A 2,072-nucleotide genomic window follows, 5' to 3' on the forward strand; every position below is an offset into this window, starting at 1 on the left:
AATTGTAAGAGAGTCTGTAAGAGACAAGGATATATACATAATTGTTGATGTTCTTAACAATTCACTTACCTACAAGATGGATGGTGAACCCAATCGCATGTCGCCAGATGATCATTACATGGACCTTAAGAGGGTGATAGCGGCCTGCAATGGCAAGGCTGCAAGGATCACTGTGATAATGCCGTTTTTGTATGAAGGAAGACAGCACAGAAAGACCACAAGAGAATCTCTTGACTGCGCTGTGATGCTAAGAGAACTTGAGAACATGGGTGTTCACGAGATTATTACCTTTGATGCCCACGACCCCAGAATGCAGAACACGACTCCTCTAAAAAGCCTTGAGAACATATCTCCGGCGCTTCAGTTTACCCAGGCGCTTCTTACTGAGTATGAGGATATACAGCTTGACTCTGACCATTTAATGCTCATTGCACCAGATGAAGGTGCCACAGAGAGGGTAGTATTCCTTGCTTCTTTGTATGGCGTCAACATTGGAATGTTTTATAAGAGAAGAGATTATACACAAATCGTTGAGGGTTGTAATCCGATAATCGCTCATGACTTTTGCGGTGCTTCTGTTGAGGGGAAGGATTGCATTGTAATAGATGACATGATCTCTTCAGGCGGCAGTATGCTTGATGTATCAAGGCAGCTCAAAAAAATGGGTGCCAAGAGAGTGTTTATTTTCTCTACATTTGGATTATTTACAAATGGCTTTAAGAAGTTCGATGACTCTTTTGAAAAGAAGGAATTCGACAGGATATTCACAACAAATCTTATATACCAAAAGCCTGAGCTTCTTAAGAAGGATTATTATTACGGCGTCAGCATGAACAGATATATTGCTGCCATAATTGACACTATGAATAAAGGTAAGACATTGAGTTCTCTTACAAGACCTGCCTTGAAGATCAGGGACATGATAGAGAATTATAAAAAGAAAGACTTGTAAGCATTGCAGAAAAAAGCCGTCCAAATGCCGGATGAACCAGCATTGGACGGCTTTTTTATTGATATTGGATCAAAGCTCTGAAGTGCAGTGAGGGCATCTTGTTGCCTCGATATTGATCTCACTCTTACATTTAGGGCAGATCTTTGTAGTTGCAGGAGCTTCTTCCTTTTCCTTCTCAAGTCTTGCTGAGAGCTTGTTCATTCCCTTTATGATAAAGAAGATGACAAGTGCCATCAGGATGAAGTTGATGACTACAGTTATGAAGGTTCCGTAGTTAAGTGTAGCTGCTCCAGCTTCCTTGGCTGCCTCAAGTGTTGCATAGCTTCCACCATCAAGAACAATAAACTTGTTGTTGAAATCAACACCTCCTGTAAGAAGCCCAATGAGGGGCATGATAATGTCATCTACAAGAGATGAGATTATTTTCTGGAAGGCTCCGCCGATGATAACGCCCACTGCCATGTCAAGGACATTGCCTCTCATGATAAATTCACGAAATTCCCCTGCGAATCCTTTGCCTTTTCCTGCTGCATTTTTTATTTTTTCTGTCATTGTTTTTCCCTCACTTTCTTAATTCATACACTTAAAAGATTTTATCACATTAACGTGGCATCAGCAATAAAGTCACGAGCTACCATTTATTAAGGGTAAAAAAGTATGTTACAATGTTGATATAAGATTACATGGCTTTAAGACGATATTATTATTGCCATAACTAATTTCTGCTCGTATAAATATTTAGAAACAATTTTTTAGGAGGTATAATCTAATGGGTGATAAAAAGAATAAGGAAATTGAAAATAAGGTTATAAAAGAAGAGGAGCTTAATAATGTGTCTGGAGGAATAATGCATCCTGCCTATTCTTTAACAAGAGATGTTGCGGGAGGTTTGGCAAATTGTGGCAAGTCTGAAGCACCTTCTCGACCAGGCATGAGATAAATATGACAACAAAAAGCCCACACCATAATTGTGTGGGCTATATTTATGTTATTAAAAACTGGTTGATCCTCTCTTAATAAGTTCGCCTGAAAAAATAGTCTTTTGAGGCATCTCATTCTGAGAGAGTGTACCGATCAGAGTCTTAACAAGCTGTATGCACATATCTTCAAGCCTGTTGTC

Annotated in this window: 3 protein-coding genes; 2 read left to right on the top strand and 1 reads right to left on the bottom strand. The window is 39.4% G+C overall.

From position 1 onward, the window contains the following. Positions 1 to 952: ribose-phosphate diphosphokinase (prs, locus tag J6I68_RS11705; RefSeq protein ID WP_292220533.1), on the top strand; the 952-nt coding region annotated here is incomplete at its 5' end. Positions 953 to 1,021: 69 nt separating this feature from the next. Here prs and mscL read toward each other — a convergent pair. Then, positions 1,022 to 1,504 (bottom strand): large conductance mechanosensitive channel protein MscL, encoded by a 483-nt coding sequence (mscL, locus tag J6I68_RS11710; protein ID WP_292220535.1) that lies wholly within the window; start codon positions 1,502 to 1,504, stop codon positions 1,022 to 1,024. Positions 1,505 to 1,721: 217 nt separating this feature from the next. Between mscL and J6I68_RS11715 the strand changes: the two genes are divergently transcribed. Beyond that, positions 1,722 to 1,892: a hypothetical protein gene (locus J6I68_RS11715; protein WP_292220536.1), complete on the top strand. Its 171-nt coding sequence runs from the start codon at positions 1,722 to 1,724 to the stop codon at positions 1,890 to 1,892. Positions 1,893 to 2,072 lie beyond the last annotated feature (180 nt).

Origin of the sequence: Butyrivibrio sp. (assembly GCF_017940685.1) — a bacterium.
GTDB lineage: Bacteria > Bacillota > Clostridia > Lachnospirales > Lachnospiraceae > Butyrivibrio.